Consider the following 24,128-nt stretch of genomic DNA (forward strand, 5'->3'; position numbering starts at 1 on the left):
AGCGCGTTCCGGCTTGGAAAAGCCTGAGTGTAGCCTCGTTCTCGCGCAAGCCGTCATCGAGGCATCGCGAACGCGCGCTTGTGCGCCTTATTCCTGCTTGGCGGGAAGCGCCGCATACGCGCCGTCTTGCGTATCCCAGCCGCCGCCGAGCGCCTTGTACAACGCGACGAGATTCGTCGATACCGTCGCGGTGCTGTCGACCCATTGCTGCTCGGCGGTGAGCAACGCCTTTTGTGCCGTCAACACGTCGAGGTAGTTCGACAGGCCACGAATGTAGCGCTTGTTTGCAATGTCGAGCGCGCGTTTGGACGCTTGCACGCTTGCCTCCAGGCGATCGCGGCGGCGCTGTTCGGCGGCGAATCCCGTCAGCGCGTCATCCACTTCCTGGAATGCCGACAGCACGGTCTTGCGGTACGTGATCGCCGCTTCCTGTTGCTGGGCTTCCCGCAACGCGAGCGTCGCACGCAAGCGGCCACCCTCGAAGATGGGAAGCGAAAGACTCGGCCCCGCACTGTAGCTGCGCGCGCCCCAACTACCGAGATTCGTGAATTGCGTGGCCTGAATGGCGACGCTTCCCGACAGCGTGATCTTGGGGAAGAAGTCCGCCTTCGCCGCGCCGATGCTCGCCGTTGCCGCATGAAGCTGCGCCTCCGCCTCGCGGATATCCGGCCGCCGATGCGCCAGTTCCGATGAAAGCCCGACCGGCACGCGCGGCGGCGCCATCGGCACGGCGGATGGCGGCGACAGCTTCGCCGCAAGCGCTTGCGGATACTCGCCAAGCAGCACGCCGATGGCATTGATCAGCTTCGCTTCCTGCTGCTCTTCCTGCGGAATATCCGCGGCATTCGATTCGGCCTGGCTCTGCGCATTGGCGACATCGAGATCGGTAGCGAGTCCATGCTTCGCGCGCTCCTCCGTGAGTTGCACGGTACGCTCTGCAAACGCCAGATTCTCTCGCGTAATACGCAGCTTTTCCTGCGTCCCACGCAGATTCAGATAATCGCGCGCGACTTCGGCGGCGGTCGAGACGATCGCATCGTGCCGCGCCTCGTTCTGCGCTTCGACCGTGGCGCTCGCGCTTTCCGTCGTGCGTCGCACGCGGCCCCAGAGGTCGAGTTCCCACGATGCATCGAAACCATACTGATACAAATTGAACGGCGGCAGTGCGTTTTGCGCCGCGCTCGACGTCGGGACACCGCCTTGCCGTCCGCCGAGCCCGTTCGTATCCGTGGCCGATGACCCGCCGCCGCCCAGCAAGCCGATGACGCCATCGGCGCTCTGCAGCTCGCGCGTGTAAGAAGCGTTGCCGTTGAGCGTCGGAAGCTCGTCGGCCTTCGTCTGGCCAAGCTGCGCACGCGACTCCAGGAGCCGCGCCGCCGCGACCTTGATGTCGAGATTGCTGTCCATCGCGCGCGTGACGAGCTCGGTCAGCACGGGATCGCCGAAGCTGTTCCACCATTGCGGATCGACAGGTTCGGGCACCGCGACCGACCGGTTAGCCTCGCTCGTGGACTGCGTTTCGGGCCACGGCGCCGGTGTCTGCAATGCAGGACGCTGAAAATTCGGGCCGACCGTACAGGCCGACAGGAAAGCGACAAACGGAATCCATCGATAATCAATGCGCATTGACTTGTGCCCCCTTCGGCAGCTTCGGCAACAAGATACAGACGGGACACAGCACGAGTGATATGACGCCGAGCATGATGAACACGTCGAGATAACTCATGACGGACGCCTGTTGCTCGACCCGTCCGGCGATGGAGCCGAGCGCATTCACGAAGCCGTTATACGGCGTGATGTGCTCGGCGAGCCGTGCATGATGAAACTGATCGCGCCACGCCAGTTGCGTCGTCACGAGCGACACGCCGAAGCTGCCGCCGAGATTGCGCATCATGTTGATGAGCGCGGATGCGTTGTTGTTCTCTTCCGGCGGAATGCCGATGAACTGCACGGTCGAAAGCGGAATAAAGAGGAACGGCAGCCAGATGACCTGATAAAGCCGCGACAACGAGACGTCCCAGAAGCCGATGTTCAGATCGAGACCCGCCGAATGCAGTAACGCGACGCCCGTGCCCGCAAGCGACATCATCACGAGCCATTTGGGCTGGAACACGCGCCCGGTCACGATGCCCGCCACGGGCATGAAGAACAACGTGACGAGACCACCCAAGCCAAGTGTGAGGCCGGCGTTGGTGGCATCGTAGCCAAGTAGTTCCTGCGTGAATTGCGGCAGAATCTGCGTCGTGCTGTTGATGATGAACCCGAACGCGAACATGACGCCGCAACTGATGGCGAATGCGCGCGACTTGAAAAGCCGCAAGTTCACGATTGGTTGCGCGGTCGTCAGTTCGCGAATGACCAGCGCCACCAATGCGACGCATGCAACCGCCGCGAACGAGCAGATGAAGTTCGACGAGAACCCGTCCTCGCGCTCGAATTTATCCAGCACGATCTGCAGGCAGCCGAAGCCGACCGCCACCAGAAAGAAGCCGAGATAGTCGATGCGCAAGCCTCGGTCGAGCAGCGCGCGACGCTCTTGCTGAACGAGCTTGCTGTCGCTTACGAACATCCACGTCAGGACGAGCGACACCATCCCCACCGGCAGGTTGATGAGGAACACCCAGTGCCACGAATAGTTCTCGGTGATCCAGCCGCCAAGCATCGGTCCGATGGCGGGCGCCGTGACGACCGTAAAGCCATACAGCGCAAACGCCATCGCGCGCTTGTCCGGTGTGAACGTGTCCGCGAAAATGCTCTGCTCGACCGGCGCGAGACCGCCGCCGCCCAGTCCTTGCAGCACGCGAAAGACGATCATCATCGGCAGCGAGGTGGCGAAGCCGCACGCCACCGAACTGACCGTGAACAGGAACACGCAGATCATGTAGAAGCGCTTGCGCCCGATCACGTTCGCAAGCCATCCGCTGATAGGCAAGACGATTGCGTTGCTCACCAGGTAGCTCGTCGTGATGTACGTGCTCTGGTCGAGACTCGCACCGAGTCCGCCCGCGATATGCCTGAGCGCCACGTTCGCGATGGTCGTGTCGAGCACTTCCATGAAGGTGGCAATCGACACGATGACCGCGATGAGCCACGGATTGAAGGGCCCCGCCGCCGACCTCGGCAATGCTGCGTGCGTAGCGGCCATGTCAACGTACCGTCACGCGCGGACTGACGGAGAGACCCGGCGCGAGCGGCATGTTGCGCCAGTCGTCGCCATCGAAGACGATCTTCACGGGCAGACGCTGCACCACTTTCACGTAATTGCCCGTGGCGTTTTCCGCAGGCAGGCTGCTGAACACCGAGCCCGTACCGCGTTGCAGACTCTCGACATGCGCGTGGAGAACCTTGTCGGGATAAGCATCCACGGTGACATCCACGGGTTGTCCCACGTTCATGTGAACGAGCTGCGTTTCCTTGAAGTTCGCGGTGACCCACATCTCGTCGGGCACCACTGCAACGAGCGCCTGTCCGGGCGTCACGTAGTTGCCAAGGTTCACGGTGCGGCGCGTCACCTTCCCTGCCTGCGGTGCGACGACTTCCGTGTAGCTCAATTGCAGCTTCGCGTTATCGACATCCGCATGCGTCTGACGCACCGATGCCTGAGCGGCGTCGATCTTGGTTCGTTGCGACGCGACCTGCGCTTCGCCCGCCTGAACGGCCTGCTTCGCGCTATCGAGCCTCGCGAGCGCGCTCTTGGTGGTCGCCTGACTCTGTTCGAGTTGCTGACGCGTGATGGCGGCCGGGTCCGTGCCCGTATAGCGCGCGAGATCCTGTTGCGCCTGCAGTAGATCGGCCTGCGCGACGCGCACCTGCGCGGTCTGCTGCGCGAGATTGGCTTGCTGATACAGCAGGTCGGCATGCGCCTGCGCAACTTGCGCAACGGCATTGGCTTCCTGTGCCTCGGCTTGTTCGAGCTTCACTTCGAAGTCGCGTGGATCTATGCGCAAGAGCGGCTGATTCTTTTCGACGTGCTGGTTATCCGCCACCAGCAATTCGATCACGCGACCGTTCACCTGCGATGCAATCTGGCTTTGATTGCTGTCGATGAACGCGTCGTCGGTACTCTCGTAGTGCCGGCTATGGAGCCAGTACGCAACGCCTCCAGCCACACAAATCAGTAATACCGTTCCGCCGATGATGGCATTCATGCGCTTGCGCTTCGGGCTCATCGGCTTGGACGTTTCCTCGCCCGGCTTCTTGTCGGCTTGCTCGCGGTCGCCTTCTCCGGCATCGCCGGAGGGCTTGCTATCTTCGCTTTCACTTCCGGCCATTGCACTCTCCCAACCAATATTGAGATGCATTCTACAATAGAACGGAACGGTATCGTTCTTTTTTTAATAAGCGGCGTCTGTGTTAATCTTGCGCTGGAGATTTATGCAAGGATCAGCCGTGAAACGCACGATGAAAGATGGCAACGGACATGCCTCCCTATGCCCCATAGGAGCCATGTTCTCGCGCAAGAAAGGCCGTCCGTCCAACGCGATGGCAGGCGATGTGGAAGAGCGCATTCTGGACGCGGCGAGTACCGTCTTTCTGCAGCAGGGTTTCGCTGGAGCGTCGCTGGAGCGCATCGCCGAGGCGGCGGGCGCAGGCAAGGCAACGTTGTACAGTCGGTATCCGAGCAAGGAAGCGCTCTTCGCCGAAGTGGTCAAACGAAATTGCGAGCGGTGCTTGCGTCCCGTGTTCGAGGCGCCGCAATCCTCTGCTCTCGTCGAGCAACTCGAAGGGGTGACGCGCGCGCTCGTCACACGCTTGCTCGACGACGAGGTGATCGGGTTGATCAGAGTGGTGGTAGCCGACGCGCCGCGATTTCCGTCGCTGGCGAAAATGACACGCGAGGCGGGGCGCCTGCGCGGCATCGACGCGGTAGCGAGCTTGATGGCGGAACATTCGCAAATTGCGCGCGACGCCAGTGCGCGCGCTGCCATCAAGCGCAATGCGTTGATCATCGCCACTCAGATGCTCGATGCAATCGTCCCGCCCATGCTCATGAGAGCATTGATGGATGAAAACCTCGATGATCTTCGCAACGAGATCCGCTCGCATGTCAAGCGGACTATCGCTGTATTCGTCACGGCGGGTGCGCTGAATGCGTTTTTATAGAGGCACGCAGTAGTCGCTCGACCCCTGCTTTGCATCGACGAGCAACTTCCACACGACTTCAAGCGGCGCCTTTATATGTCATCGAGCGCACGGATAGCCAACCTTCTCCGGTCATATGGCTCGGGTCCTATGACATGATCGTACAGGGCTCATTGCTCCTGCTTGAACAGGTCCTGAAAGATCAACGCCGCCCAATGCTTGTCACGGGCCTGTACGAGTTGACCGCCTTCGGCGAGCTTGCCGAGACTGACCGGCGCATAACCGAGCCGTTCGACGAGCGCCGCGACGGTTGCGTTGGCGCCCTCATCATCGCTCGATAAAAAGAGCACTCGGCGTCCCGCTGAAGTCGCGGGTTCCTGCGCGAGCACGCGCGCGGGCAGATGGTTGAACGCCTTGACCAAATGTGCGCCTGGCAGCGCCTTCGCCACGACCGCCGAGGAAGGCAGATCGTCCAGTTCGTTTAGCGGCACGCCATAGGCATTGGTGGCGTCGATTACGACTTTGCCTTGCCAGCTAGCCATAGCCTTGGCGACATCGCGATGCGCCCAGAACGGAACCGCGAGAATGATCACGTCGGCCTTGAGCGCGTCCTGCAACGTCATAGGTACGATCTTGTCGCCGAGCTCTTGCGCGATAGGTGCGATGGATTCCGGCCCGCGCGTGTTCGCGATGCCTGCCGTGATGCCGCTGCGAGCGAATTGACGGGCAATCGCGGCGCCTACGCTGCCGCTCCCGATGATCGAATAAGTCATGAGAATTCCTTTTTCTGGTTGGTCACGAGTACGTCGTTGCTTGAGTAGATCGTGGCATTGCGTGAACGATCTGGGAAGACGGCATATCGAGATACAATCCATCACGCTCGGAGATGGATAGCCGCCATGCTCGATGGAATATCGCTGGATCAACTCAGAACCTTTATCGCCGCCGTGGATGAGGGCAGTTTCTCGGCGGCAGCGCGAAAACTCAATCGCGTTCAGTCGGCGGTGAGTGGCTGGGTCGGAGGATTGGAAGATCAAACGGGCGTCATTCTTTTCGAGCGCTCTGGACGATTCCCGAAGCTCACACCGGAGGGCGCGCTGTTGCTCGCGGACGCTCGCAATATCGTCGCCGGGGTGGATGCGTTGAAGGCGCGTGCGAGGCTCATGACATCGGGCGTGGAAGCCGAACTCTCGGTAGTGGTCGACGTTTTCTTCCCGACTGACGTGATCAGTGCAGTCGCAAAGGCCTTCGCCGAGCAGTTTCCACTGACGCCGCTACGTCTCTTCGTCGAAGGACTGGGAGCGGCTTATCTACCCGTTCTCGACGGCCGATGCAGTCTCGGCATACTACCGCCGCTGCCGCAGGCATTTTCATCGCTGACGAGCGAGCGGCTCGGCGACGTGCCCGTGGTCGCGGTGGCTTCGGCGCAGCATCCGCTTGCAGCCATCAGTCGCCGAATAACACGGCGTGAGCTTGGCCGCCACGTTCAACTGGTGCTGACCGACAGATCCGATCTCACGGCAGGTCGCGACTTCGGCGTGGCCTCCGCTTCGACCTGGCGCTTGGCGGACTTGTCCACCAAATACGCGTTTTTAAAGGACTGCGTGGGCTGGGGAGGCATGCCTTTGCATATGGTCGAAAAAGACATCGCCGCAGGGACGCTGGTTGTTCTCGATACGGACGAGATGCCGCCCAGCGGCTGGCTTTTGACGATGTCCATTTTTCAGCAGCCTTCGCGGCCGCCTGGACCTGCAGGCAAATGGTTCATCGAACGATTGAAAACTCAGTGGCAAAGTTGATGGTTCAAACGGCCGCTCGGGCTTTCAACGAGTCGCCTGGTAAGCGCTGCCAGTTCCGCAATCCGTGCTGACCGTACGGATCACACGCCCGGCCTGCATCAACGTGATGCTGACCTTGCAAGCCTCCCCTTTCGCCGATGACACGGCAAGCGTCGAGACCGCTCGGCTCTCGCCGCCGCGCAAATGCAAACTGCCCGACTGCGACACGTTCGACGTGCCCGACGCGCCCGACTTGAGCACGTGCAAGTCGTAGTCGAGGCCGGTGTCGTACACGCAAACAACGTACGGAACGACGCGGATCGAACCGTTGGCGGAAGTGACATCGAAGGACACGGCGACATCGGAGAACGCGATCATGATCGGCTCCTCTCAGGCAAAGCGCGTCTGAATGGAAAAGCACCCGGCGTGGTGGCTATGAATATCGACCGGCACCACGCGGGGTGAAGGAGAGCATCGATCAAACGGCCGGGGGCTCGGCCGTTCGAGTCGAACACACACAACGATCTTTACTACGCCCCTTAGTGCTGAGCGATCGTCGTCGAGTTGTGGATGCCTGTTTGCGTCACGGTGGCGATGTTGCTTGAACCGGCTTGCGTGACCGATGCGTAGTTGCTTCCACCAACTTGCGTCGATGCAATGCGGTTGCCGCTGCCCGATTGCGACGAGTACAACTCGTTGCTCACGCCATCTTGCGATGCCAACAGCGTTTCTTCCATCCCGGCCTGATACGCCACCGCATTGTTGCCGCTGCCATGCTGGAGCAGATCGAGCTTCGAGCCGAATGCGCCGACTTGCGAAAGGCCCGCCGTGTTGACGGCCGTGCCACTCGAAACCTGGGTCGACGTGATCTCGTTGCCGCTGCCGTTTTGCTGCAACGTGCTGACATTATTCACGCCTGAGCCACTTTGCGACACGGTCGCGCTCGAACCTGCTTCGCTCACCTGCGAAACCGAGGCCTGACTCTTCGAGCCCATCTGCGACACCGTGACGTTGCCGCCTAGCGCAAGCATCGTCGAGACGGCCGCGTCGTTATTCGAGCCGGTCTGCGAGATCGAAGTCAGGTTGGCCGCCGACAAAGTCTGTGCGACGTTTGCCGTGTTGCTCGGACCGGTTTGCAGAATCTGCGTCGTGTTGCCGAGCGCGCCGAGTTGCGAGACCGTTGCCGTCTCCAGCGAGCCATGCTGCGCGATGTTCGTGGTGTTGTCGTAGCCGAGCGTCTGAGAGACCGTTGCGTTGCCGCTGGCGCCATCTTGCTGAACATTCGTGTTGTTACCCGACGACGAAGCCTGGCCCACCGATGCCACGCCGAGCGCGCCGGTCTGGCTGATGATCGTCGTGTTATCCGAACCGACATTCTGCGCAACGCTCGCCGAATTCACACCGGTCTGATAGATCGAAGTCGTGTTGCCGGTGCCATTGTTCGAGTTCACGTTGGCGGTCGAACCACTCACGAAGCCGGTCTGCGTGATGTTGACCTTGTTCTGCACTTCGCCCGTTTGCACGACCGACGCCTTGGCGGCGGTAAGCACACCGCTCTGATCGATGTTTGTTGCATTGCCCGCACCGCCGCTCGTATTGACCGATGCGTTGTTAAGCACACTCGACTGGTTGATCACAACTGTGTTGTCGCGTGAGCTCGATTCGGTGACACTCGCGCGGTTGCCGGCCGCGATAAGGCCGCCCTGCTGCGATATTGCGACGTTATCGCCGTTCGTGTCCTTCTGGTCAACCAATGCATTGTTGTATGTACCGGTCGTGGTCACGGTGACGGTGTTGTTGATGGCTTCGGCGAACACGCTCGACGAGGCCAGTGCCAGAAACCCCATTGCAACGACGGATGCTTTGATCTTCATGATTGGTCAACCCCTTATATGAACCAGTGAACGATGGTTTCGTGTTTGTGCTTTTGCTTTCATTTCAGTGGTCCGGCCTGCTTGGCATTTTCATGGTGTGCACTTGCCGCCTTTCCCCTGCTGCTGCCGCTACTTCACTCGTCGTTTCATCGAATGGCTGCTCCTTGATTCCTTGCTCATTGTTGTATGCTTATCGGGCGATCACCAACGCCTTTGCTCCGTTACCCGTTTGCTGGACCTGAATGCCGCTGCCGGCGCCTCCTTGAATGATGGTTGCCTGATTACCGTTGCCGCGTTGCGCTACCGATGCGTCGTTGCGAGACCCGTATTGCGTAACCGACGCGTAATCGCTATTGCCTCGTTGCGTCACGCTGGCCGTGTTGTATGACCCCGATTGCACGCCGACATACTGATTGCCGTTACCTGACTGCACCAGCGACTGCCAGTTCTGCGTCCCGGTTTGCTGCGACGCCGCCACGTTCGCCACGCCAATCTGATTGATGGTGATCGCGTTGACGCCGGTTTGCCGGGCCTGCACCGTGTTCGCTGAACCCGTCTGATTCACCGTCGCGCTTTGGCGGCTCACCGTGAAAGCCGGCTCCCCTGCACCGAAATCCGAGATGAAGGACAGGTCAGCGGCACTCGCGGTCGACGCAACAATCATAAGCATTCCGTATACTTTATTAGCGATCGACTTCTTGATTATTCGGTTCTTCATTTACGGCTCCTGATGCGAGGTAATAATCGCGTGCGCCGGAATCAACCGCCCGACGATGCCTTTTCCGGTTCGACCTTCGTCGGGTCATACGAGGTGTTGACCTTGTCCATATCCGCGACGTAGTTCTGGTTTTCCTGCAGATAACGCTGAACTGTCTGGTCGTACCAGTCCTTGTCGTCCGTGAGCGCCCAAGTCTGGTTCTTCAGTCCCTGCACGATCAGATGAACCACTGCGGATTCGATCGCTTCCTTGACGCATAACTGCGCCGGCTCATTGCGCGTCAAGCCTGCTTCAGCCTGAAGCAGATCCTTGAAGCCAACGAACTTGTAGACGCCGACATCCACTTGATACGAGTAGATGGTTTTGGTCGTCGAGACGCTATTCAGGATTTGCCCGTTGCGTATATCGACGGTGCGTAAGTTCACGGTCACCTGATCCACGCGATATTGCTGCGAGCCGCTGATCCCGAGATACGCCACGCCTGCGCCGCCGGTCTTCACATTCGAGTCGTACGCCACGATCCCGCCTTCGAGGATGATGCTGGCCGGCGCCAACGCGCCGATCTGCGGAATGACGCGGTTCTTGTCGTCCGGTGTTTCGAGCGCGCGCATGATCTTGCGTTCGGTCAGCAGGTCCTGAAGATTCTCGCGCTCGACCGGCGTGAACCAGCCGGAATCGCGCATGGCGGCAACGAGGAACGACGCTCCACCTTGCGTAACCTGCGATGAAAACGAACTGTCGGGCGACGGCTTGTACTGACCGGTCAGATCACGAAAGCCATAGACGGCAGCGAGCACGCGGCCCTTGGGCGGCGGCAGATGCACGAGGTCGCGGGTCACGCGCGTGGGCGGCGTGAGCGTCGCGTTGCCCGCCACATTCTGCGGCGATACCGCGCAGCCTGAGAGCGTGAGCACGGCGGCGCTGACGAGCGCGAGCGTTGCCCGGAGTGCGAATCGGTTCATGATATTCCCCGTGTCTTGCTGTTTCTTGTTGGTATCGATCTGGATGACGGCTGGTCGCAGCCCTCGCTCCAGCATTTGGCGTAGGCTGCGTTACTGGCCGCCGCTCACCACGAAAGTCGTTGAAGCACCCGAGGTCTTGTCGGTCGTCGTCACTTGCAGATTGCCGTTCGCTATCTGCGCGATGTTGATGGAGAAGTTGCCCGTGTTGATGGTGCCTGGCTTGAGCGATCCATCCGTGCCCACGATCGAACTCGTCACCGAACTCGCCACGCGTGACAGAATGGCCTGCTGCAACTGACTGTTGAATTGATCGAGCGTGGACTGCGAACTGGTCAGGCTCGCCAGACTCGGGTCCTGATGCTTGTTCTGTGCGGTCGCCTGATCCATGAGAACAGGACCGTTCGCGGGATTCCCGCCGAAGGTCGGATTGATGGGCTCGTAGACCAGCGGCGAGGCATACGCTCCGCCGATCAGTCCCGCGTTGGCAATGGCGGTAAGCAATATCCGCGTGAAGGTCTTTTGGTTAGTCATCCCGATTTCCTAGAACTCTCTTTTATCGTTTGAATGCTGTCTTTGTCTTTCTGCTACCGTATGCCGCGACTTACATTTCATCCGATGCGAGATCGGCTTCATGAAACAGCAGGCGCGATATATCCGCCTGCAGCACTGTCTGCAACGCGCTCGCCGCCGCGCTTTCGGCAATAGGCCGCACGTTCGCCCGGGCAATAGGCAAGAACGCCTGAAACACGCGACGCTGATCGTATTCGACCCAGATCAGACTGCCGTATCTTGCAGAGGGACGCTCATGGACCGACACGTTATAGCGTTCGCTCATCGGCATCTGCGTCCATGCCTGAGCAAAAAAGTTATAGAAGTCTTCGCCTACCAGCGTCACCGCGTCGTTGGTAACGATCCCGCCAAGCGTATCCACGAGTGGAGATCTGGCATCCGGCTTGGCGGGCAATGTGTTGCTGCCCGTGATCGTCGACTGGCGGCTGACCGTCGCACTGTCGGTGAGTGCAGGCGACGCCGCTTGCGGCCGGACCCTCGTAAGCGGACTCGGCGTCGGCGGGTTCGGCAGCGTGACGAGCGCACGTGCTTCATTACCCGAAGCGGAGCCATGAGCGCTCGACGGCGAATCGGCGTCCTGCGCGCCTTGAGCATATGCCGCGTTATCGACCATGTTGCCGAGTAGCGCGGCCGTGGTCACGAACGTCATCGACGCGACCCAGAACTGCGGCATGCGCCACGCGCCCTTCGTCGAGATCCTGTTTGCATCGCCATCGTGTCGCATACGAGCCTCTCGTCGTCATTCCTGCAGACTTCGTTTGGCCGAAGCGATGCAGTGGTATGGAACGCATTCTGGCGGATGGCGATGGCGGATGTCGATGGGTCAAATGAACACCTCTCGCTGCCATGAAACTTCCGCGACTCGTGTCGCGGGGAACACGTTACGGTGTTACGAGAACGCACGTGCGGCGGGCGTTTGAGACGCTCGTTCGGTTGAGTCGATCGCCCTTAAAAGCCGCTGCGCAAACGTTAGCGACCGAAAGCGGGACGTTCGTGACTGAAACAGTTTTGGTCCGCCTGGTTCAAATTCGTGCGGATTTCAACTAGCAGTGAGCGGCTTTTGGAGACCTCTTGTCCAACAAGGCTTCGCAGGATTTGGCATACAAATTGCCTCTGCTTGGTCGATGCAAAAGTGCCAACGTGATGGCTCCAAAGCCGGCCTAAAAAAACACCGAAGGGGATGAAATGCTGGAATGTATCGTGGCATCGGAGATGAACGTCGCGGTTTCGATCAACGCGCAGGAAGCGATGTCGGACGCTCGGACGGTCAAGGCCGTCGCGCTCGAAAGCAGCGATGCCGCAGCGCTGGTCGATTATCTGTTCAACGAAGAGACCACGGTCGTCGCCGTCGATGCCGATCTGAACGTCATGTGCAAGATGTCGAACGCGTTGGCCCTACTTGGCGACCAGGGTGGTCTTGCTATCCGCGATGGACAGCTCATGCATCTGAACCCGAAGGCCTACGGAGGACTCAAGTCGAGCGTGGCGAAGACGCTGGCTTGCGGTCAGTGCAGCACGATCGTCGTGACTGGAGCTTGGGGACATGCGTGGCATATCGTGATCACGCGCGCGGACGATCTTGTGCTTTCCTCACGGCCGCGAGCGGTATTGCGCATTGAGCGCCGTCATATTTTTCGCCGGCCGGAGGTAGCGACACTACAAAGTGTGTTGGGCTTATCGCAGGCTGAAGCGCGGATGCTGTGCGAGTTGATCTGCGGTCACAGCGTCAATGAATGCGCAGCGATTCTCGACGTGTCGATTGCGACCGTACGTAAGCACCTTGCCGCAACGCTCAAGAAAACGTCCTGCTCGCGTCAGTCGGAATTGATGCGGCTAGCGAGCATCGTGACGTAACGTGCGACCTGGTGAACGTTGACCATCGGTTGAATGGGAACGGGCCTCAACGCTTACCGAACAAGAAAAGAAAGAGCCCGAAGGCCCTTTCTGACTCGCTTTACTTCGGGTGACTTGCAATGAAACTCTTGACTGCGGTGAAGGCAGGCTTTTGCGTCTTGCCATCGCTCGTCATGAGGCCGTATGCGCCTTCGCTGTCGTCGTACATTTCGAAAGCCTGAATCGACTGGATGTTGTACTTTGCCGCGTTGTTGTAAAACTGCTGCATCATCAAGCTGCCGGTGAAGTACGACGCGATTGCCGAGTACGTACCGTAGGTCGGACGCACACCGTACTCGTTGATCCAGACCGGTTTGCCAAACGAGTTCAGCACGCCGAGGATGTCATGGCAACCTGTGTTGCCGCAAGCGTGGGTCATGTCGCCCTGGTCCGAGTACCAGTGCCATGCCGTGATGTCCCAGCTGACAGTCGGGTGACCATGCGTGCCGTCCGGCTGCGAGCCGTCCGCAAGCATCTGAAAGAACGCGGTGTGCTTCCACGTGCCGTCGACGATGATCTTCGCCGAGCTATTGACCGACTTCACGCCCGCGATCATGCCGCGAATCAACCCGCGTGCGACCGTGAACGGCTGATTGCTGTAATGGTTCCAGACGTTGCCGTCGTAGTTGCCAGAGAGCGTGTTTGCTTCGAGCTCATTGCCGACTTCGTAGTACGTGTAGTTGTACGTCTGCGCCGTCTGCTGGCCCATCGTGTAGCCCGCGTTATAGGCGGCCTGCTCGCTGTTGTAGTTCAGGCCCAGCAGCATCACCGGATAAACCTGTACGCCGCCTGCCGCAAACTGCTTTGCGACCGTGGCGAGAACCTTCGCCGATGCCTGGCTGTACACGTCGTTACGGTAAATCTTCACGCCGAGATTTTGGAGTTGCGAAAGCTGCGTTGCGTACGACGTGGTGTCATACGCGCCGCCGTTCGTGATGTGGCCGTTTGCGCCGTAGAAGATGGAACTGGTGGTTGCGGCCTTTTCGGTCGATTGCGGCGTGGCGGCGGACTTGTCGACTGCGGCATCGACTGCGCTTTCGCCGCCGCCACCGCAAGCTGCGAGCAACGTGGAAGCGACCAGAGCAGTGGCAAGCGCTGCGGCTTTAGTTTTCGACAGAACTTTCAGGAAATGGGAAGACTGATTTTCATTCATGTTAGTTTGCATAACTAATTGCCGGGCTAGCGCCCGCACATGTTTAAAAGGTTGCCGGCACTTTCCGCCGACAGCTAGCACACAGTTCGCTAGTTGCGAGGTTCGCCGTAGCACCACGTCGACTTCGCGACGAGTCACGGCTTTCCGCGGCTTGCTTTGTACTCAGCACGTAAGCAAACGATTGCTTTCGACTGCAGGAACTGCCGATCGAAGCTTCCGAACGTAAGACACAAGAAACCGCGTTAGATGTAGCAACTATTACCGTATTCGGCTGTGCGAATTCTTGCTTAGAGCAAGATGTGCCGAATTGGTGAGAACGGAAGCAAGGTTATCGTCTTATGAGATGACTGTAAATGTGAAATTAAGAAAAAAATGCGTTAAGTTTTCCTGACAGTGAAACATATACCGATTGATATGAAGTTTCTATTTCGAAAGGATGGCGGCGGTTTCAGGGGTACAAAAATTGGACACCGTTGGTCTTAAAGGCGTTGTGCGACATTGCGCAATCGTTGGATCGACGCGTAGCCCGTTAGAACGGTAGCGAGCGCACAGGGCGTAGGCGCTAGCGTCGAGTCGCGAGACGTTGCCATGTGTGATGGAATCGACGCGACAGGCCGACGAGTTTGCTAGCGCAAGCTGCTTAGAGGATCGCTAAAGACAGCGACCCCTATCGCACTTCTTAGGGGAAGGAATTCGGCCGGGCCATTTGCGAAAGCCGGTAATCTCAGGCTCTCAACCGCCCGCAACGGCTAGAGCGTTACTCTAGAAGCAAAGCGCAATGCCCCCTGTCATCCCGATGCTCGAAAGCTGGGTAACAAAGTTGACTAAGCGATACTTCTTAGCGACCTCTCGATACCATCGCGAAGCGTCGTGATGGCAAAAGGCAAAGTGGAATCGCATGCGCTATGCATGCTGAATGGATGACCCGCATTAAAGGGCCGTTCGAGGACTCCAAACTATCTAATTTGCGCTTCATTGGCAGGGCTGCTTTGTGCGCTCGCTTCGGGAAATACTGAGAGGATGAGTTCCAACATAGTGCACGCCGGATCAGGATTCAACCAAAGTCGCCGTCGAGGCTCGACGCAATCAGCCTGATTCATCGCCGCCAATATCCAATAAGCCGCCTCGCGGTTTAAACTTGCGCTCGCCGCTTCGCGACGTAGGATCGCGAACCGAACATCAGCTTCTTCCACGGTGCACAAAGATGAGCCGAATGCAAAGCGTTGTCGACGTACATGTCCTGTTCAAGAACGACAATAACGAATATCTCTTCATCCAGCGCGCAAATACCGGCCATAGAGACGGTCAGTATTCGCTGGTCGCCGGTCATCTCGAACCTGGGGAATCCATCGAGGAATGCGCGATCCGCGAGTCGAAGGAAGAAGCCGGCGTGAGCATCGCGCCAGGTTCTCTCGACTTCAAGTTGGTGATGCGACGCGATTCGGAACAGAACCGAATAAGCTTCTTTCTGACATGTCGTTCTTGGGAAGGCGTCCTTGCGAACATGGAGCCGCACAAGTGTTCTGCGTTTGTTTGGGCGCTGCCGGACCATCCGCCTGAGCCGACCGTCGACTACATAGCCCATGCGCTTGAAAATATTCGCAACGGCGTGATACTGGCTGATTTCAAGCCTTAATTCAGCGTGCTAAAGTCGGCGGTGTCTCAGCCGGATTCACGAGGCGCCAAGTCAACGCTGCCGACAACAACATGAACAATGCAGCCACGACGAACAGCGCTTGATACCCTTTGGCGAAGCTAATCGCACCGAGTGTATGCAACGCGGCATCGCTCCAACCTGGCAAGGTTGCGCGCTGAAGATGCCCTGCAGTGATATCCACTACGAGATGAAGGCGCTGCTGCGAATCGACGGAAGGCATCGAATTCGTAATGACATTTTGGACACGCGCAAACATCACCGCGCCGAGCATCGCGATTCCAATGACGAGTCCGGTAAAACGCGTCGTGCCCGACACACCCGACGCCATGCCGGATCGCTCCTTCGGGATCACGGTCATCGAAACCTTGGTCGTCTCGCCGTTGAGCATGCCCGCGCCGATGCCCGTCACGATCATGCCTACGATGAGAGGCGCATAAGCAAGCATGGTCACGACCGCCGCGAAACAGACGAGCCCGATGCACACCGTAAGCAACCCGAGCGAAAGCAACGCGCGCCCTGTCAGGCGATGCGCGAGATGACGCGACACGAGACGCGGCACGATAAAGAGTGGCCCGACCATCGGCAGCATCATGAGACCCGCACTCGCCGATGTCGCGCCGAGACCGCTTTGCAGAAAGATCGGCACGAACGTCAGCATCGTGAGCATGCCGATGGAAAACGCAAACTGCGCGAGCGTCGCACCGAGAAACGTTCGATTGCGGAAGTACGATAGATCGAGCATCGGCCGCGTCTGACGTCGCTCGACAATGACGAACAACACGAACAGCACGCCAGCGCCCACGAATTCAGCGATGATCCAGCGATCATGCCAGCCGCGCCGATTGCCTTCGATAAGCGCAAGCGTCGTTAGAAAGAGCGCCGTTCCGAAGCATGCGACGCCTGGCAGGTCGAGTCGCATCGAGTGCGGATCGCGCGACGATTCGATCACGCGCAAGATCAACGCAAGCAATACGACGCCTATCGGCACGTTGACATAGAACGCCCATTGCCAGCCGAACGCCTGCGTGATCAGTCCACCGACCACCGGACCGCTCGCGATCCCGATGCCCACTACGGTGCCCCAAAACGCGAACGCTCGCGCCCGTGCTTCGCCGTGGAATGCGTGCGACAAGGTGGCGAGTGCGGCGCTCAATTGCATGGCCGCACCGGCGCCTTGCAACGCGCGCGCGGCTATCAACATCGGCAAGTTCCACGCGGACCCGCATAGCAGCGATGCGAAGGTGAACAACATCAGCCCTGTAACGAGCAAGCGCTTGCGTCCGAAGCGGTCGGCGAGCGCGCCTGCTGGCATCAACAGCGACGCGAAGCTCAACATGTACGCCGTGATCACCCACTCGATGCCCGCGAAATCCGCATGAAGCGAGCGCGCAATGGAGGGCAGCGACACCGACACGATGTTCGCATCGAGTTGCAGCATGAAGGACGGCGCCGAGGTGCAGATGAGCACGAGCCACTCATGCCGCTTCGTCGCGGCGTCCGGTCTGCTTGCGAGTGAACGATCCATGCGGCGCGCTCCTCAAACCGCGTATTGCGCAATGCCGTTGCCGAACGACCAGTTCTCTTTTTTCACTTCGACCAGGTTGATGAAGACGTTCTCAGGCCGTATGCCCGGCGCTGTCGAAAGTCCCTCGGCAATTGCGCGGTAGAGCGCTTTCTTTTGATCGGTGTTACGTCCTTCGTTCCACGTGATTTGGATGATGACGAGGTCGTCGTCGCGCGCAATGCCAAGATACGTCGGATCGAACATGAAGTTGGCGTCTTCATGCTCGTTGATGACCTGGAAGCGGTCGTTCTGTGGCACACCGACACTGAGCATCGCTTCATAAACGACGAGGCCGATCTGCTGGCGATAGTCGGCATCCTTTCCCTTCTTCAAGTCGATACGAACAAACGGCATGATGGAGCTCCATTTGATGAGGACCGGTGCGGCGAATTATCAGCATATGCTTGCAATCTGTCAATTGCCTGCATATGCTGATAATGGAATAATGACTCTGCAGGAAACTTCGCAGAGGAATGAGTGATGGCAACGAAAATGGCGGCAAAGAATGTGAATCGCGGGCGACCCGGTTGCAGTTGCACCGCACTGCGCAAGGCCACGCGACGTATTTCACAACTCTATGACGCGGCAATATCGCCAAGCGGCCTGAAAATCACGCAGCGCGCGGTGCTCGCTCAGATCGGGCGATCGGAGCCGACCAACGTCGGCAAGCTCGCTGCAGCGCTGGTAATGGATTCGGGCGCGCTCGCGCATACGCTCAAGCCGCTTGAGCGTGACGGCTTCATCTCACTCGCGGTGAACCCTGACGACAGGCGGCATAAATCGATTGGTCTCACGCCCGAAGGACGCGAGAAGCTCGCTGAATCCGACGTTCTGTGGCGTAAGGCGCAAGCTATCTTCGATTCATCATTGGGCCGCGCCGAAGCCGAAGTATTGCGCGGCGTGCTGGACAAGCTCTTATCGGATGAATTTGCGGAGCGCTTCGAAAAGAACATGCAACGCTAGCGGATAAACGCTAATTAGGGAGACGCCATATGCCGACTTACTTCGTATCTGTCACGGACGGACTGCTTTCCGATGACGCGAAAGCAAACATCGCGCGCGAAATCACCCGAGCGCATAGTCAAGCCACGGGTGCGCAAACTTTCTTCGCGCAGGTCATGTTCAGCGCGATTCCACGAGGGGCTCATTTCATGGGCGGTAAGCGGATCGATACGAATCAGATCTTCGTGCATGGACACATTCGCGCAGGAAGAACGCCTGAGCAAAAGGCCAGGTTGCTTGCCGATATCGTGGAATCCCTTCATCGAATCTCGAAGTTAGAAAAGCGTTTTTTATGGGTTTATCTCTCCGAGTTGCCGCCTGCGAACATGATCGAATACGGACAAGTCTTGCCTCAGCCTGGAACTGAACAACAGTGGCTTGACGGGCTGCCGGAGGCAGATCGCGCCTATTTGCTAGGGCTTGCGGGCACACCGGACTGATGGTCGACTCACGCTCTTCGATTATGTTGGCGGGTCATACGACACTATTGCCTACGACTCGCCTCAAGAATCACTTACGCTCCTCGATATGGATGGGGATGCCATCCAACGCTTCAACCCATCTAAACGTATGACGATAGCATTCCCCACCGCCATTACCAACGTCGAGCAGCGCGCCTAAGAATCGCTAAGAAGCAATCGAGGTCCTTTTAAGAAGGCGCCCCAAGGCATCCCGCTTATTCCAAATCAATCTGCAATACGCTTGAAACTGACGTAGTAATCTTCAGTGTAATAGCAGTCATTAGTCTGTTTGCGCTGTCCACCGCACACGATGCGTCGTTGCCCGCGATCCGTCGCGCCCGGCGTGCGCACGGTATAGGCGCGGTAGTAGCCACGCGGATGTTGCGGCAGCATTGCGGCGCTATTGCGGAACATGACACCGTCCTCGGCGAAGGGGAACGGACCACCGGCCTTGATCAGACGCAGTGTCTCAGTCGCCTCGCCTGGCAATTGCGCTTTGGTGATAACGGTGACGGCGGCTGGCGCGCTGTGCTCCTGCGTGGCCGATGCGGCTTGCGTACCGCTCGCGACCTGTCCGGGTTGGACTGGCGCCTGACTCGCTGATGCGCCCGCATCTGGAGTCGCGCTTCGCGATCCGTCTTTGTTGCATGCGCAGAGGATTGCGCTCAAGGTAAAAATGCAGCAGAGAGCCAGAGTTCGCTTCACGAAGTTGTTGTCCCCGGATTGACCAGCATTCGATTACTGCAAGCGGTTCAAGAATAGCGCTAGTAGCAGCCTGAGGCAATGTTCGCGCGTGGTCGACGAAACCGCACCAACGATGCTTTAAGAACTCAACCAGGAAGCGCAAACGAAAACGGCCTAAAGGCGCAGGTATCGCGCCTTTAAGCCGCACTTCGAATACTCCGTCACCTCGTTCGATCGTTTCAACCCTGAACCACTGCCGAACGAAGCGAATTCGACACCCTAAAGCTTAGGGCTTCGGTGCCGACGACGGGATCGGGGCAGCCTTCGTCGTGTTCTTGTGATGCTTGCGGTGATGCTTTTTAGTCTTGGTTCCACTTGCGGGCTGCGCGGCGTCGGCCGTCGTGGCAGCCGGAGCTGCAGGGGCTACGGCAGGCGCCGAAGCCTGTGCGAATACACCAACGGAAAACAAAGCGGCGATCGATGCGGCAACGAGTTGCTTTTTCATGGCGGTCAGGCCCTTCGTGGTTGTTTAACAGTGTCGCGGCTTAAGTACCGCGAGTACTTGCTTAACGCCTCGCCACGCTGTGTGTTGACACGCATCGAAAAAAAATTTCCGGTCCTTGTTGGAAGACATCCCTGACAAGCCAGCTACTTAATCTCCTTCAATGTTGTAAGGTCTACCACGCCATTCTGACTGGTAAACGCAGGGCCATGCCCTGCGCCACTTCCTTGGGACACCCCGCTAATGCGATGGTCCGCGCTGTCATAAGTCTTTAACGTGCCGTTGTCTTCGATTAAAAGTCGCTTCGCATCCGCAAAGAAGGCGTAGCGCAGACCGTTCTGTGCACCACTCGTTTGCGGCTCGCCGAGATTGTCCGGCCACCAATGTTCCATCGGCTTCATGGACTCCATCGGTTGCATCGGCGTCATGGGTTTCATGGGCTTCATCGGTTCCATCGTGTTCCTCGTGAGTTGAGCGCTGGCTTGAAGGTCATACGACGTTCACTGTCAGCAACACGCGTACCGCCTTTCATTCTGATTCACGACGCGGGCGCTTTAGCCCCCGAGGAACTGCACCGCGTTGTTGCAGAGCCAATCCTCGCGAACCTGATCCGCCATCCCAAGCGCATCGAACTCGTGCAAAGCCTTGTCGACCGGCATCATCGGAAACGCGGACCCGAAGATCATGCGCTTCTTAAGCACTGTCTTGCCGTATTGCAAAAGCGGCTCGTAACCCGAGTGCGCGGTGGCAAGCAGCTTCGGCCGCACAGCCACGGTGCCTATCCATACATTCGGATGCCGCCACGCCACCGCAAGCAGTTCATGCACCCACGGCCATCCCGGCGGCGAAGCGCATACCCGCAACGCGGGCAACGTCATCATCACGCGATCGAGCGCGGCAGGATGGCCATGCATCATCGAGGTATGCGTCGAGAAGTTCGTGCCGCAATGAATATTCACCGGCACGTTTAATTCGACACATTTGCGATAAAGCGGAAACAGCAAGGGATCGTCGATAGCCAACTTATGCTCGAAGCCCTGCACATTCAACCCACGCAGACCGAGTTCGCGCACCGCCGTCTCGAACTCCGCGACCGCCGCATCGCCTTTATGCGGATCGACGCCTGCAAAGCCGATGTAGCGCTCGCCATGCGTGTGACAAAACGCAGCCACGTGCTCGTTCGCTATCTTCACGCCGAACGTGCTGGTGAGATCGCGCGCCTTCAACACGACATGTCGCGCCTTCAGTCGCTCGTAAGTCGCGAGATAGTCGTCGAGTGGATCGACACCATTCGCACTCGCGACTTGACGCTCCGTACCCTCGTACACGCGCCGATAATTCGCCAGATGAGTGACAGGACCGTCGAACTGCAACGACGGAGGACGGCTCGAAAAGTCCACGAACATGGGCAGCTCCGGCAAGCGTCTGGCGTTACCGCCAACGCGACTCCTGACGATCGAAGGTATCGACGAACGGATCGGTTGTCTCGGCAATCAGGCGTTTTTTCGCGATCTTGCGCGAAGGCGTACGCGGAAAATCGCCGACGATATATTGCAGATAACGTGGCACCTTGAACGACGCGAGATGCAGCGCGCAATGCTCGAACACCGCCGCGGGCGGAACGTCGCTATGCGTGAGTCCTTCGCGCAACTTGAGGTACGCCTTCACTTCCTCGCGACGCAGCGGATCGGGCACCGGCACGACTGCGGCTTCATCGATTGCATCCATGCTGCGTAGAACGGTCTCCACTTCGGTTGCCGAGACATTCTCGCCCGAGCGCTTGATCATCTCCTTGATGCGTCCCACGATGAAATAAAAGCCCTTTGCATCGCGTCGAAACAGATCGCCCGTGCGAAACCAGTCGCCATCGAAACTCTCGGCGTTGGCCTCTGGACGCTTGTAGTACCCCCATAAAATGCCGCGCCCGCGAATCCAGAGTTCACCGACTTCATCTATATCGGCGATACTGCCGTCATCGCGACGAACCTGCAGTTCACGAAACGGGGCAGGCAGACCGCAAGTGCGTTCGAGCGCCTCATCATGGGCCCACGCGGGCACGAGTGCGCCCGTTCCTACTTCGGTCATGCCGAAGCCTTCGCGAGCAATCACGTTGAAGCGCGCCTGCACTTCTTCGCGCGCGCTTCTGGTCCATCCGTAGATGCTCACATACTTCAGGCATACATCGGCGTCGCGTTCGCTCCGTGGATGCGCGCTCAAGGCAGGCTCGGGAAAGATGCAGTAGTGAATCCGATAATCGATGAGCCACGACATGAAGCGCGTGAGACTCATGCGCTCGGCAATGTACGCGGTGCCACCGAGCTTAAGCGTCATCAGGAACTGCCACATCGGGTCCATGTAGAAGAACGGCGCCCAGATCAACACGTTCTCGATGCCCGCTTCGGGGCCGCGCCTGTTACGCGCCGCACCGTGGCAATGAATCATCCAGTAATCGTGAGTCAGCATGCAGCCCTTCGGAAAGCCCGTCGTGCCTGAGGTGTATTGCAGATTCAACAGGTCGTTGCGCGACACCGTTCCGGGCGCATTGAACATGGCGCTGCCCGCATCGAGCAAAGCCTGCCATTGCAGCGGATGCTCGCTCTCGCCGCACACGATCACACGTTCCCATGCAAGCAGTGCGGGCAGCGTGGGCGCATCGGCGAGACGCGGTAGGAATTCGGCGTCGATCACGAGGTACTGCACGTCGGCATCGGTAAGGACGAACATCATTTCGTCCTGCGTGTAGGCGGTGTTCACGGGCACCATGACCGCGCCGATACGACCCAGCGCGATCCACGAGATGGGAAACTCGGGCGTGTTCTTCAACATCAGTCCAACGTGACAGCCCTTGCGAATACCGCGCCTAACAAATGAATCGGCAAGCTGTGAAGCCGCGCGATCGATTTGCGCATACGTCATCTCGATACTGCGATCGAACCACACCGCAGCGGTCTTGTCGCCATATAGCGCGGCCTGTTCGCGCACGAAATCTCCGAGCGATTCAGGCAATGCGAGTTGCTCCTGACGCTTTCGACGGACGAGTTCGTCCGCCACGGTCGGCGACTGTGTCTTCATACATGCTCTCCACGAAATTCGAAACCTCGCACGGCGAGGCGCGCCTGTCGCGCGTATTTAGTCTTGAAGAATGATCTGGCAATCCTCCGGCGCCCAGTCGACGAGCACCGGTGCGCCGCGCTCATGTTCGGCGCGCCGCCGTGTGCCCTGTTGCTGGACGACGATCTGCGTATCGTCGGCAAGACGCACGTGATGACGCACGACGCTGCCGAGCGTGATCGAGTCTTCGAGGGTGCCGGAATGACAGATGCCATCGACAGCATGATCGTCAGGCGGCCGATGCGCGGACGTCATTCGCACGCTTTCCGGTCGCACCAGTAGCTTCACGGCCGCACCGCGCGACATCGTCTGCGATGCCGTCGCGGCGCGCAGCATGCCAAGCGGAGTCGACACGACCACATGCGTCCCGATGTCGTCCTGCACGGTGCCCGAGATCAGATTGGCCGTGCCGATAAAGCTCGCCGCGAACGCCGTGCGCGGCGAACGATACAGCTCGTCGGGCGTCGCGATCTGTTCGACGCGCCCCTGATTCATGAGCACGATGCGGTCCGACATCGAAAGCGCCTCGTCCTGATCGTGCGTGACGTTGAGCATCGTGATGCCGAGTTCCGCATGCAGCCGGCGAATCTCGAGTTGCATCTGTTCGCGCAGCTTCTTGTCGAGTGCGCCGAGCGGTTCATCGAGCAAGATCAACGCCGGGTTATAGACGATGCAACGCGCAAGCGACACACGTTGCTGCTGGCCACCCGACAGTTCCTTCGGCTTGCGCATCGCGATGTCGGGCAAGCGCACCATGTCGAGCACGTCCCTTACCTTGCGGCGAATCTCGTCCTTCGGCATCTTGCGCACGCGCAGCGGGAACGCAATGTTGTCGAACACGGTCATGTGCGGCATCAGCGCATAGTTCTGGAACACCATGCCGAGTCCGCGGGCACTCGGCGGCGCATTCGTGATGTCGATGCCGCGCACGAAAATCTGCCCGGACGATGGCGTGACCATGCCCGCTATCACGTTGAGCAGCGTAGTCTTGCCCGAGCCGCTAGGGCCGAGCAGCGTGACGAACTCGCCTTGCTTCACGCTGAAGTCGAGCGGCGCGAGCGCCTGCACTTCGCCGTAGCGCCGCGAGACCTGCTTCAGTTCGATCATGTTCATCGTC

25 protein-coding genes are annotated in these 24,128 nt (G+C 58.9%); 6 read left to right on the forward strand and 19 right to left on the reverse strand.

Going from position 1 to position 24,128, the window contains the following annotated elements; genetic code table 11:
- Window positions 1-87: 87 nt before the first annotated feature.
- Genes NCT03_RS31075 through NCT03_RS31085 form a run of 3 tightly spaced genes read right to left on the reverse strand, consistent with a single transcriptional unit; the run spans window position 88 to window position 4,271 of the window.
- Window positions 88-1,626, reverse strand: a complete 1,539-nt coding sequence (locus tag NCT03_RS31075; RefSeq protein WP_250495234.1) for an efflux transporter outer membrane subunit — start codon at window positions 1,624-1,626, stop codon at window positions 88-90.
- Entirely contained in the window at window positions 1,616-3,145 is a 1,530-nt protein-coding gene (locus tag NCT03_RS31080) for a DHA2 family efflux MFS transporter permease subunit (protein WP_250495235.1), read from the reverse strand. Before NCT03_RS31080 ends, NCT03_RS31075 begins: the two co-directional genes overlap by 11 nt.
- Window position 3,146: 1 nt before the next feature.
- The gene (locus tag NCT03_RS31085) at window positions 3,147-4,271 is read right to left on the reverse strand and encodes an HlyD family secretion protein (RefSeq protein WP_244832463.1); all 1,125 of its coding nucleotides are present in this window, start codon (window positions 4,269-4,271) and stop codon (window positions 3,147-3,149) included.
- A gap of 175 nt (window positions 4,272-4,446) precedes the next feature.
- Between NCT03_RS31085 and NCT03_RS31090 the strand changes: the two genes are divergently transcribed.
- Window positions 4,447-5,103 (forward strand): TetR/AcrR family transcriptional regulator, encoded by a 657-nt coding sequence (locus tag NCT03_RS31090; RefSeq protein ID WP_250495236.1) that lies wholly within the window; start codon window positions 4,447-4,449, stop codon window positions 5,101-5,103.
- Window positions 5,104-5,252: 149 nt separating this feature from the next.
- On the opposite strand, the gene NCT03_RS31095 is transcribed toward NCT03_RS31090, so the two are convergent.
- On the reverse strand, window positions 5,253-5,855 hold the full coding sequence (locus NCT03_RS31095; protein ID WP_250495237.1) for an NADPH-dependent F420 reductase: 603 nt from the start codon (window positions 5,853-5,855) through the stop codon (window positions 5,253-5,255).
- A 126-nt stretch (window positions 5,856-5,981) separates the two neighbouring features.
- Here NCT03_RS31095 and NCT03_RS31100 point away from each other — a divergent pair, with 126 nt between their 5' ends.
- Window positions 5,982-6,881 carry a LysR family transcriptional regulator gene (locus NCT03_RS31100; protein ID WP_250495238.1) on the forward strand — a complete coding sequence of 300 codons (900 nt, stop codon included), beginning with the start codon at window positions 5,982-5,984 and terminating at the stop codon, window positions 6,879-6,881.
- A gap of 24 nt (window positions 6,882-6,905) precedes the next feature.
- On the opposite strand, the gene csgH is transcribed toward NCT03_RS31100, so the two are convergent.
- The 6 genes from csgH to NCT03_RS31130 all read right to left on the reverse strand — a co-directional run bounded on the left by csgH (window position 6,906) and on the right by NCT03_RS31130 (window position 11,708).
- Window positions 6,906-7,238 (reverse strand): curli-like amyloid fiber formation chaperone CsgH, encoded by a 333-nt coding sequence (gene csgH, locus NCT03_RS31105; protein ID WP_250495239.1) that lies wholly within the window; start codon window positions 7,236-7,238, stop codon window positions 6,906-6,908.
- Window positions 7,239-7,399: 161 nt separating this feature from the next.
- On the reverse strand, window positions 7,400-8,734 hold the full coding sequence (locus NCT03_RS31110) for a beta strand repeat-containing protein (RefSeq protein WP_250495240.1): 1,335 nt from the start codon (window positions 8,732-8,734) through the stop codon (window positions 7,400-7,402).
- Between the two features lie 190 nt (window positions 8,735-8,924).
- Window positions 8,925-9,398, reverse strand: a complete 474-nt coding sequence (locus NCT03_RS31115) for a hypothetical protein (protein WP_244832459.1) — start codon at window positions 9,396-9,398, stop codon at window positions 8,925-8,927.
- Between the two features lie 95 nt (window positions 9,399-9,493).
- The gene (locus NCT03_RS31120; protein ID WP_250495241.1) at window positions 9,494-10,414 is read right to left on the reverse strand and encodes a CsgG/HfaB family protein; all 921 of its coding nucleotides are present in this window, start codon (window positions 10,412-10,414) and stop codon (window positions 9,494-9,496) included.
- A 90-nt stretch (window positions 10,415-10,504) separates the two neighbouring features.
- Window positions 10,505-10,945 (reverse strand): curli assembly protein CsgF, encoded by a 441-nt coding sequence (locus tag NCT03_RS31125; protein WP_244832457.1) that lies wholly within the window; start codon window positions 10,943-10,945, stop codon window positions 10,505-10,507.
- Window positions 10,946-11,015: 70 nt separating this feature from the next.
- Window positions 11,016-11,708 (reverse strand): CsgE family curli-type amyloid fiber assembly protein, encoded by a 693-nt coding sequence (locus tag NCT03_RS31130; RefSeq protein ID WP_250495242.1) that lies wholly within the window; start codon window positions 11,706-11,708, stop codon window positions 11,016-11,018.
- Window positions 11,709-12,169: 461 nt separating this feature from the next.
- Here NCT03_RS31130 and NCT03_RS31135 point away from each other — a divergent pair, with 461 nt between their 5' ends.
- A complete protein-coding gene (locus tag NCT03_RS31135) occupies window positions 12,170-12,838 on the forward strand; it encodes a helix-turn-helix transcriptional regulator (protein WP_250495243.1) in 669 nt (222 codons plus the stop codon).
- 100 nt (window positions 12,839-12,938) lie between these two features.
- Here the strand turns inward: NCT03_RS31135 and NCT03_RS31140 are convergent, their stop codons facing one another.
- The gene (locus NCT03_RS31140) at window positions 12,939-14,030 is read right to left on the reverse strand and encodes a lipopolysaccharide biosynthesis protein (protein ID WP_244832454.1); all 1,092 of its coding nucleotides are present in this window, start codon (window positions 14,028-14,030) and stop codon (window positions 12,939-12,941) included.
- A 1,204-nt stretch (window positions 14,031-15,234) separates the two neighbouring features.
- On the opposite strand from NCT03_RS31140, the gene NCT03_RS31145 reads away from it, so the two are divergent.
- Complete coding sequence (locus NCT03_RS31145; RefSeq protein ID WP_250495244.1) at window positions 15,235-15,666, forward strand: NUDIX hydrolase; 432 nt, start codon at window positions 15,235-15,237, stop codon at window positions 15,664-15,666.
- Between the two features lies 1 nt (window position 15,667).
- Here NCT03_RS31145 and NCT03_RS31150 read toward each other — a convergent pair whose 3' ends face one another.
- Complete coding sequence (locus tag NCT03_RS31150) at window positions 15,668-17,212, reverse strand: MFS transporter (RefSeq protein ID WP_250495245.1); 1,545 nt, start codon at window positions 17,210-17,212, stop codon at window positions 15,668-15,670.
- Window positions 17,213-17,224: 12 nt separating this feature from the next.
- Window positions 17,225-17,605, reverse strand: a complete 381-nt coding sequence (locus NCT03_RS31155; RefSeq protein ID WP_250495246.1) for a tautomerase family protein — start codon at window positions 17,603-17,605, stop codon at window positions 17,225-17,227.
- Window positions 17,606-17,731: 126 nt separating this feature from the next.
- On the opposite strand from NCT03_RS31155, the gene NCT03_RS31160 reads away from it, so the two are divergent.
- A complete protein-coding gene (locus NCT03_RS31160) occupies window positions 17,732-18,214 on the forward strand; it encodes a MarR family winged helix-turn-helix transcriptional regulator (protein WP_250495247.1) in 483 nt (160 codons plus the stop codon).
- 29 nt (window positions 18,215-18,243) lie between these two features.
- A complete protein-coding gene (locus NCT03_RS31165; RefSeq protein WP_250495248.1) occupies window positions 18,244-18,693 on the forward strand; it encodes a tautomerase family protein in 450 nt (149 codons plus the stop codon).
- A gap of 246 nt (window positions 18,694-18,939) precedes the next feature.
- Here the strand turns inward: NCT03_RS31165 and NCT03_RS31170 are convergent, their stop codons facing one another.
- The 6 genes from NCT03_RS31170 to NCT03_RS31195 form a co-directional block, all read right to left on the reverse strand.
- A complete protein-coding gene (locus NCT03_RS31170) occupies window positions 18,940-19,419 on the reverse strand; it encodes a ribonuclease (RefSeq protein WP_250495250.1) in 480 nt (159 codons plus the stop codon).
- Between the two features lie 265 nt (window positions 19,420-19,684).
- The gene (locus tag NCT03_RS31175; RefSeq protein WP_250468339.1) at window positions 19,685-19,903 is read right to left on the reverse strand and encodes a hypothetical protein; all 219 of its coding nucleotides are present in this window, start codon (window positions 19,901-19,903) and stop codon (window positions 19,685-19,687) included.
- Window positions 19,904-20,046: 143 nt separating this feature from the next.
- Entirely contained in the window at window positions 20,047-20,355 is a 309-nt protein-coding gene (locus tag NCT03_RS31180; RefSeq protein ID WP_250495252.1) for a hypothetical protein, read from the reverse strand.
- A 99-nt stretch (window positions 20,356-20,454) separates the two neighbouring features.
- Window positions 20,455-21,306, reverse strand: coding sequence for an amidohydrolase family protein (locus tag NCT03_RS31185; RefSeq protein ID WP_250495253.1), 852 nt, complete (start codon window positions 21,304-21,306; stop codon window positions 20,455-20,457).
- Between the two features lie 25 nt (window positions 21,307-21,331).
- Window positions 21,332-22,972 carry a class I adenylate-forming enzyme family protein gene (locus NCT03_RS31190; RefSeq protein ID WP_250495254.1) on the reverse strand — a complete coding sequence of 547 codons (1,641 nt, stop codon included), beginning with the start codon at window positions 22,970-22,972 and terminating at the stop codon, window positions 21,332-21,334.
- 57 nt (window positions 22,973-23,029) lie between these two features.
- Window positions 23,030-24,124, reverse strand: a complete 1,095-nt coding sequence (locus NCT03_RS31195) for an ABC transporter ATP-binding protein (protein WP_250495255.1) — start codon at window positions 24,122-24,124, stop codon at window positions 23,030-23,032.
- Between the last annotated feature and the right edge of the window lie 4 nt (window positions 24,125-24,128).

The organism is Caballeronia sp. GAWG1-1, assembly GCF_023631465.1.
Lineage (GTDB): Bacteria > Pseudomonadota > Gammaproteobacteria > Burkholderiales > Burkholderiaceae > Caballeronia.

Excerpts from the sequence above, each read along its gene's own strand:
- NCT03_RS31075 (WP_250495234.1), bottom strand. The coding sequence starts at position 1,626 with ATGCGCATTGATTATCGATGGATTCCGTTTGTCGCTTTCCTGTCGGCC.
- NCT03_RS31080 (WP_250495235.1), bottom strand. The coding sequence starts at position 3,145 with ATGGCCGCTACGCACGCAGCATTGCCGAGGTCGGCGGCGGGGCCCTTC.
- NCT03_RS31085 (WP_244832463.1), bottom strand. The coding sequence starts at position 4,271 with ATGGCCGGAAGTGAAAGCGAAGATAGCAAGCCCTCCGGCGATGCCGGA.
- NCT03_RS31090 (WP_250495236.1), top strand. The coding sequence starts at position 4,447 with ATGTTCTCGCGCAAGAAAGGCCGTCCGTCCAACGCGATGGCAGGCGAT.
- NCT03_RS31095 (WP_250495237.1), bottom strand. The coding sequence starts at position 5,855 with ATGACTTATTCGATCATCGGGAGCGGCAGCGTAGGCGCCGCGATTGCC.
- NCT03_RS31100 (WP_250495238.1), top strand. The coding sequence starts at position 5,982 with ATGCTCGATGGAATATCGCTGGATCAACTCAGAACCTTTATCGCCGCC.
- csgH (WP_250495239.1), bottom strand. The coding sequence starts at position 7,238 with ATGATCGCGTTCTCCGATGTCGCCGTGTCCTTCGATGTCACTTCCGCC.
- NCT03_RS31110 (WP_250495240.1), bottom strand. The coding sequence starts at position 8,734 with ATGAAGATCAAAGCATCCGTCGTTGCAATGGGGTTTCTGGCACTGGCC.
- NCT03_RS31115 (WP_244832459.1), bottom strand. The coding sequence starts at position 9,398 with ATGATTGTTGCGTCGACCGCGAGTGCCGCTGACCTGTCCTTCATCTCG.
- NCT03_RS31120 (WP_250495241.1), bottom strand. The coding sequence starts at position 10,414 with ATGAACCGATTCGCACTCCGGGCAACGCTCGCGCTCGTCAGCGCCGCC.
- NCT03_RS31125 (WP_244832457.1), bottom strand. The coding sequence starts at position 10,945 with ATGACTAACCAAAAGACCTTCACGCGGATATTGCTTACCGCCATTGCC.
- NCT03_RS31130 (WP_250495242.1), bottom strand. The coding sequence starts at position 11,708 with ATGCGACACGATGGCGATGCAAACAGGATCTCGACGAAGGGCGCGTGG.
- NCT03_RS31135 (WP_250495243.1), top strand. The coding sequence starts at position 12,170 with ATGCTGGAATGTATCGTGGCATCGGAGATGAACGTCGCGGTTTCGATC.
- NCT03_RS31140 (WP_244832454.1), bottom strand. The coding sequence starts at position 14,030 with ATGAATGAAAATCAGTCTTCCCATTTCCTGAAAGTTCTGTCGAAAACT.
- NCT03_RS31145 (WP_250495244.1), top strand. The coding sequence starts at position 15,235 with ATGAGCCGAATGCAAAGCGTTGTCGACGTACATGTCCTGTTCAAGAAC.
- NCT03_RS31150 (WP_250495245.1), bottom strand. The coding sequence starts at position 17,212 with ATGGATCGTTCACTCGCAAGCAGACCGGACGCCGCGACGAAGCGGCAT.
- NCT03_RS31155 (WP_250495246.1), bottom strand. The coding sequence starts at position 17,605 with ATGCCGTTTGTTCGTATCGACTTGAAGAAGGGAAAGGATGCCGACTAT.
- NCT03_RS31160 (WP_250495247.1), top strand. The coding sequence starts at position 17,732 with ATGGCAACGAAAATGGCGGCAAAGAATGTGAATCGCGGGCGACCCGGT.
- NCT03_RS31165 (WP_250495248.1), top strand. The coding sequence starts at position 18,244 with ATGCCGACTTACTTCGTATCTGTCACGGACGGACTGCTTTCCGATGAC.
- NCT03_RS31175 (WP_250468339.1), bottom strand. The coding sequence starts at position 19,903 with ATGAAAAAGCAACTCGTTGCCGCATCGATCGCCGCTTTGTTTTCCGTT.
- NCT03_RS31180 (WP_250495252.1), bottom strand. The coding sequence starts at position 20,355 with ATGGAACCGATGAAGCCCATGAAACCCATGACGCCGATGCAACCGATG.
- NCT03_RS31185 (WP_250495253.1), bottom strand. The coding sequence starts at position 21,306 with ATGTTCGTGGACTTTTCGAGCCGTCCTCCGTCGTTGCAGTTCGACGGT.
- NCT03_RS31190 (WP_250495254.1), bottom strand. The coding sequence starts at position 22,972 with ATGAAGACACAGTCGCCGACCGTGGCGGACGAACTCGTCCGTCGAAAG.
- NCT03_RS31195 (WP_250495255.1), bottom strand. The coding sequence starts at position 24,124 with ATGAACATGATCGAACTGAAGCAGGTCTCGCGGCGCTACGGCGAAGTG.